7 protein-coding genes are annotated in these 5,378 nt (G+C 76.5%); 5 read left to right on the plus strand and 2 right to left on the minus strand.

Annotated elements, in window-relative coordinates; all coding sequences use genetic code 11:
* Positions 1-4 precede the first annotated feature (4 nt).
* Positions 5-808: an SDR family NAD(P)-dependent oxidoreductase gene (locus ACFWEJ_RS26945; protein WP_377232246.1), complete on the minus strand. Its 804-nt coding sequence runs from the start codon at positions 806-808 to the stop codon at positions 5-7.
* 88 nt (positions 809-896) lie between these two features.
* On the opposite strand from ACFWEJ_RS26945, the gene ACFWEJ_RS26950 reads away from it, so the two are divergent.
* From ACFWEJ_RS26950 to ACFWEJ_RS26970, 5 genes are all read left to right on the plus strand, one after another.
* A complete protein-coding gene (locus ACFWEJ_RS26950) occupies positions 897-1,796 on the plus strand; it encodes a LysR family transcriptional regulator (RefSeq protein WP_377232247.1) in 900 nt (299 codons plus the stop codon).
* Positions 1,797-1,805: 9 nt separating this feature from the next.
* A complete protein-coding gene (locus tag ACFWEJ_RS26955; protein ID WP_377232248.1) occupies positions 1,806-2,567 on the plus strand; it encodes a class I SAM-dependent methyltransferase in 762 nt (253 codons plus the stop codon).
* Positions 2,564-3,772: an MFS transporter gene (locus ACFWEJ_RS26960; RefSeq protein WP_377232249.1), complete on the plus strand. Its 1,209-nt coding sequence runs from the start codon at positions 2,564-2,566 to the stop codon at positions 3,770-3,772. Before ACFWEJ_RS26955 ends, ACFWEJ_RS26960 begins: the two co-directional genes overlap by 4 nt.
* A gap of 68 nt (positions 3,773-3,840) precedes the next feature.
* Positions 3,841-4,545, plus strand: a complete 705-nt coding sequence (locus ACFWEJ_RS26965; protein WP_377232250.1) for a molybdopterin-dependent oxidoreductase — start codon at positions 3,841-3,843, stop codon at positions 4,543-4,545.
* Entirely contained in the window at positions 4,538-5,185 is a 648-nt protein-coding gene (locus ACFWEJ_RS26970; protein ID WP_377232251.1) for a cytochrome b/b6 domain-containing protein, read from the plus strand. The genes ACFWEJ_RS26965 and ACFWEJ_RS26970 overlap by 8 nt, the downstream gene beginning before the upstream one ends.
* On the opposite strand, the gene ACFWEJ_RS26975 is transcribed toward ACFWEJ_RS26970, so the two are convergent.
* On the minus strand, positions 5,128-5,378 hold a 251-nt coding region (locus ACFWEJ_RS26975; RefSeq protein ID WP_377232252.1), incomplete at its 5' end, for a hypothetical protein. The genes ACFWEJ_RS26970 and ACFWEJ_RS26975 overlap by 58 nt on opposite strands.

The raw sequence follows: 5,378 nt of genomic DNA on the forward strand, positions 1-5,378 counted from the left end.
GGGCTCAGGCCCCGAACGCCTCCAGCGCGACCGGCTCCCACTCGCGCCAGGTGCGCAGGCGCTCGGCGTAGATCTGCTCGACGTCCGCGAGCGGCCTGCCGAGGAAGACGTGCAGCGGCGGCCGCTCGACGTCGACGATCCGCAGCAGCGCGTCGCGGGTGGCGCGCGGGTCCCCGAGCTCGAACTCGGGCGCCGTGGCGACCCGAGCCTCGGCGTAGTCCGGGTGCTCGGCGCTGGCGCGCAGCCCGGCGCCGAACCCCGTCGCGTACGGGCCCGGCTCCACGTTCGTCACGTGGATGCCGAACGGCGCGACCTCCTGCGCCAGGGCCTCGGACAGGCCCTCCACCGCCCACTTGGACGCGTGGTAGGCGCCGAACCCCGGGAACGCGCGGACGCCGCCCTCGCTGGTGACCTGGAGGATGCGGCCTGATGCCTGCGCGCGCAGGACCGGCAGGACCGCCTGGGTGACCCAGACCGTGCCGAAGAAGTTGGTCTCCAGCTGGGCGCGCAGCTCCTGCTCGGTCACCTCCTCGACCATACCGACCTGGCCGTACCCGGCGTTGTTGACGACGACGTCGAGCCGCCCGAAGTGCTCGACGGCGCGGACGACGGCGGCCTGCACGGCGGGCCGGTCGGTGACGTCGAGGGGGAGGGCCAGCACGGCCTCGCCGTACTTGTCGACGAGCGGCTCCAGCACGGACACGTCCCGTGCGGTGGCGGTGACGTGGTCGCCGCGTTCGAGGGCGGCCTCGGCCCACTCGCGACCGAGACCCTTGGCTGCTCCGGTGATGAACCATGTGGTGTGCATGCCTCCATCGTGCGGCGGCGCGAGCCATTCCACCAGCGACTCTTCGGCACACAAGACATGCGTCCACCGCATGGCTCATGATGGGCGCATGGCCGAGCTCACCGTCACCGCGCTGCGGGTGGTCCACGCCGTCGTCGGCACCGGGTCCTTCACCGCGACCGCCGACCTGCTCGGGTACACCCAGTCCGCGGTGTCCCGTCAGGTGGCCGCCGCCGAGGCCGCTGCGGGCGTGCCCCTGTTCGTGCGCGGCGCGCGCGGCGTGGCGCCCACCCCGGCGGGCACGCTCGTGGCGCGCCGGGCCGCGGTGGTCCTCGCCGAGCTGGACGCCGTGGGCAAGGACCTCGCGGGCCTGGCCGACACCCTGGGCGGCCGGGTCGTGCTCGGCGCCTTCCCGACGGCGACGTGGGTGCTCGCGCCGCGCGCTGTGGCCGTCGTGCGGGAGCGGCACCCGGGCCTCACGGTCGACCTGCACGAGGCGTCGACCCCCACCCAGCTCCGGCAGCTCCGCGCGGGGCGCATCGACGTCGCGGTCATCGGCATGGGCGCCGACCTGCCCGCGTACGACCTCGACGGGCTGCGCCGCGACCACCTCACGGACGGCCGCTCCCTGGTCGCGGTGTCGCGGGACCACCGCTTCGCGGGCCGCGACCACGTTCCGGTCGCGGAGCTGGCCGAGGAGGAGTGGATCGTCGGCAAGGGCCTGCGCGGCGACCCGCAGTTCGGTGCCTGGCCCACACTGCTCGCGCCCCGGGTCGTGCACGCGGTGCGCGAGTGGCCCGCCCGCCTCGGCCTGGTCGCCGCCGGGCTGGGTGTCACCACGGTGCCCGAGCTCGTCGTCCCCGGGATCCCGGCCGACGTCGTCACCGTGCGCGTCGACGACCCGGCCTGGCTCGGCCGCGCCGCGGTCGCGATCACCCGCCCGGACCGCCCGGCGGGCGTCGACGCCGTGGTGCGGGCGCTCCGGGAGGTCGCCGGTGGGCTGGGCTAGTCTCGCCGCATGCCCGCCGCGCCCGACGACCCCTGGTCCGCCGTCGCCGACGACTGGGGCCGGTACTGGGGCACCTTCGCGCGCCCGGTCTGGGCCCCGCTCCTGGACGCGGCGGGGATCGGACGGGGCTCGCGCGTGCTCGACGTCGGCTGCGGCAGCGGCGAGCTGCTCGAACACCTCCAGGACGAGGGCGCGCGGGCGAGCGGCGTCGACCCGGCGACCCGGATGGTCGAGCTCGCGCGGGCCCGCGCCGTCGGCGCCGACGTCCGCCTCGGCGAGGCCGAGCACCTCCCGTTCGACGACGGCGCCTTCGACGCCGTGCTCGCCGTGAACGCCGTCCAGTTCGCCGACGACGTCGACGACGCCCTGGCCGAGATCGCCCGCGTGCTGACGCCGGACGGCGTCGTCGGCCTGGCCGGCTGGGCCGACCGGACCCGGAACGACCTGGACGCGATCAACGTGGCGCTCGCCGCGGCCGACGACGAGGAGCCGCCCGAGGACGGCCTCCTGCGCCTGCCGGGCGGGCTCGCCGCCGTGCTCGCCGAGGCGGGCTGGACGGTGCTCGACCACGGCGTGGTGCCGGCCCCGTGGACCGCCCGGGACGCGAACGACCTGGTGCGCGGCATCCTGTTCGGCGAGGGCGACACGACGGTCGCGGAGCTCGCGCCCGTGGTGGTCGAAGCGGCCGCGCCGTTCCGCCGTCCCGACGGCAGCTACCGCCTGCTGAACGCCTTCCGCTGGGCGGTCGCCCGGCGCCCGAGGTCCACGTGAGCGCCCCCACCGACCCGGACCAGCCCGTCCTGCGCGTACCCGGGATCCGGGCCCTGGTCTGGATGTCGCTGTTCGGCTTCGCGGGCTACGCGCTCCTGCTGCCGACGGCGCCCCTGTGGGCCACCCACGGCGGCGCCGACGAGGGCGGCGCGGGGCTCGTGAACGCCGTCCTCATGCTCGCCACCGTCACCTTCCAGACGACCGTGCCCTGGGCGCTGCGCCGGCTCGGCTGGCGCACCACCCTGGTGGCCGGGGTGCTGCTGCTCGGGCTCCCGTCCCTGGCGTTCCTGCTCACCGACCAGCTCGGCTGGATCCTCGCCGCGTCCGCGGTGCGGGGGGCAGGGTTCGCGGTGGTGACGGTGTGCGGCGCGACCGCGATCGCCGAGCTGGTCGACGTCTCCCGGCGCGGCCGCGCGATCGGCGTCTACGGCCTGGCTGTCGCGGCTCCCCAGGTGTTCCTCACGCCGAGCGCCGCGTGGGTCGCCGAGTCCGTCGACTTCCGGCTCGTGTTCGTCCTCGGGGCCCTGCCCGCGCTCGCCGTGCCGTTCGCGACGGCCCTCGGACGGCGGCTCGACCTGCTCACCGCCGGCCACGCCGCCGCACCGCACGTACCCGACGGCGCGGCGCCCGGTAGGGCCCGCATGCTGCTCGCACTGGCGTTGCCCTCCCTCGTGCTGCTGGCCGTCACCACGCCCGGGGGAGCGCTGCTCACGTTCGCGCCCCAGCTCGGCCACGGCGCCCTCGTCGCGATGGCCGGGCTGCTCGGCCTCACCGTGGCGGCGGCCCTGTCCCGCTGGCTGGTCGGCGGCCTGGCCGACCGGTACGGGCCGCGCCGCTTCGTCCCGCCGCTGCTGGCGCTCTGCGCGGCGGCCCTCGTGCTGTGCGCCTGGTCGCTCACCGGATCGGGTCCCGGCGCCGCGGGGCTGATCGTGGGCATGACCGTCGTCGGCGTCTCCTACGGCAGCCTGCAGAACCTCACGCTGGTCAGCGCGTTCGCGGCCGTGCCCGACCAGGAGCGGAGCGTCGCCAGCGCCGTCTGGAACATCGGCTTCGACACCGGCACCGGGCTCGGCTCGCTCGTGGTCGGCTTCATCGCGGCCGGCACGAGCTTCGCGGTCGGGCTCCTGACGACCGCGGTGCTGTGCGCCGTCGTCGCCGTCGTCACCCTGGTGGGCGCGCGCGGCGCCGTCCGGCGGAGCGCGTAGGCACCAGGGTGCGGACCAGGGCCGCACCCTGGTCCGCCGCCCGGCGCGGCCGGGCGAGGGTGGGCGGCATGATCGACAAAGGACTGCCCGGCGACGCCGTCGGGCCCGGGCGGCCGGTGGGCCGCCGGATCGTGCTGGCGATGCTCGGCCTGGGCGCCGCGGGCGTGGCCGTGGGACCCGCGGTGCGGGACGGGGTACGCGAGGCGCTGCAGCGCGTTGCGCCGGCGGCGGTGCCGGACGACCGCGGGTTCCGCTACTTCAGCGTCGTCGGCTCCGTGCCGCGGCAGGACGCGACGAGCTACCGGCTCACCGTCGGCGGGCTGGTGGACCGGCCGGCCACGTACACGCTCGACCAGCTCGCGGCGCTGCCCCAGCACACCGTGGTGCACGACGCCGTCTGCACGGACGGCTGGCAGGTCGACGACGTGCCGTTCACCGGTGTGCTCCTGAGCGACCTGCTCGACGCGGCCGGGGTGCGGGACGAGGGCGCCGCGGTGCGGTTCACGTGCTTCGACGGTGCGTACTCCGAGAGCCTCACGCTGGAGCAGGCGCGCCGGGCGGACGTGCTGGTCGCCCTGCGCATGTTCGACGAGCCCGTGCCGCACGACAGCGGCGGCCCGGTGCGGCTCTTCGTGGCGCCGATGTACTTCTACAAGTCGGCGAAGTGGCTCTCGGGCATCGAGGTCACCGGCCAGGTCCAGCAGGGGTACTGGGAGGACTACGGCTACCCCGTGGACGGGTGGCTGCCCGGCGAGGAGCCCGTCGGTGCCTGAGCGCGTGCTCCGGTTCAGCCCCGCCGAGCGGGCTGTGCACCGGGCGACCGGGCTGCTGTTCCTGGTCTGCCTGCTCACCGCGGTCGCGCTCTACGTGGCGCCGGTCGCGCAGCTCGTGGGCCGGCGGCTGCTGGTCGAGACCGTCCACGAGTGGTCCGGGCTCCTGCTGCCCGTGCCGGCCCTCATCGGCCTGTGGTCCGGCCCCTTCCGGGCCGACCTGCGCCGCGTCGACCACTTCGCCGAGCACGACCGCCGGTGGCTCGCGAGCCTCGGCTCGTCCGACCCGCGCCGCGGCCGGTTCGCGGGCAAGTTCAACGCGGGCCAGAAGGTCTGGGCCTCCTGGCTCGCCGGCGCCGTCCTGGTCATGCTCGGCACCGGCCTGCTGCTGTGGTTCAAGTTCGCGCTCGACGTCGTCCCGCGGGCCGGCGTCGTGCTCGTCCACGACGTCGTGGCCTACGCCCTCGTGGTCGTCGTCGCCGGCCACGTGTACAAGGCGATCGCCGACCCGGAGGCCCGGCGCGGGATGCGCACCGGGGCCGTCCGGCGGTCATGGGCGGCGCGCGAGCACGCCCTCTGGCTCGGTCAGAGCTCGTCGCCCTCGGCGGACCAGGCCTCCCAGGCCGCGGACGACGCCGCGTAGGCGGCCACCGCGCCGAGGATCGCGGCGCTCACGGCGCCGCTCAGGGCCAGCCCGGGCGCGTCCGTGCCGAGGGCCTGGGCCAGCGCGCCCCGCCGTCCGCCCTCGACCCGCGCCGCCGCCCGCCCCCGGGCGGCGGCGGACGGGGCGGCGGGCGGCGCGCCCGGGCGGGAGAGCCCGGCGGACACCGCCGCCC

Origin of the sequence: Promicromonospora sp. NPDC060204, from assembly GCF_042728455.1 — a bacterium.
Lineage (GTDB): Bacteria > Actinomycetota > Actinomycetes > Actinomycetales > Cellulomonadaceae > Promicromonospora.